We start from the raw sequence: 407 nt of genomic DNA, 5'->3' as shown, positions 1-407 counted from the left end.
GTGCTAAGGGGCGAAACCCCAGCTCTTCAATCAGCTCAAGTAAACGAGCTTCGCTAAGATGGCTGGTAATAGTCATCTGATTGTTGTCAGGCAAGCCTTCCACTATCGCGTCGGTATCTATACCCTGAACTCTTAAGCGAACTTTACTCACACATCCCTGACAATTTAAGCCTGCTACATTGAGTTGCCAAGTTTGAACGCTCATAGCGCCTCCTTATCGTTTGTCACTAAAGGATCATCCCACTGCTCAATGAGTTGGCAAATAGAATGGCCATCAGGCTCACCGTTTGGCATGTGCGTCCATGCTACTAATGCTTCTTCCATGGTGGAGAGCTGCTTAGTTAATTGGGAAATTTTCTGCTTAGTAGACACAACACTTTGCTCGAGTAATTGGCGCACCATAGGGC

The 407-nt window shown here is 46.7% G+C and carries 2 protein-coding genes; both read right to left on the bottom strand.

Annotation, left to right across the window (positions count from 1 at the left end):
* Positions 1 to 205: heavy-metal-associated domain-containing protein (locus Q4528_RS12750; protein WP_303521842.1), on the bottom strand; the 205-nt coding region annotated here is incomplete at its 3' end.
* A partial coding sequence (locus tag Q4528_RS12745) for a MerR family transcriptional regulator (RefSeq protein ID WP_303521840.1) occupies positions 202 to 407 on the bottom strand: 206 nt, incomplete at its 5' end. The genes Q4528_RS12745 and Q4528_RS12750, both read right to left, overlap by 4 nt.

Source organism: Staphylococcus pasteuri (assembly GCF_030547725.1).
GTDB lineage: Bacteria > Bacillota > Bacilli > Staphylococcales > Staphylococcaceae > Staphylococcus > Staphylococcus pasteuri.
The sequence above is the reverse complement of the archived record's forward strand: the minus strand, read 5'-3'. Positions and strand labels throughout refer to the sequence as shown.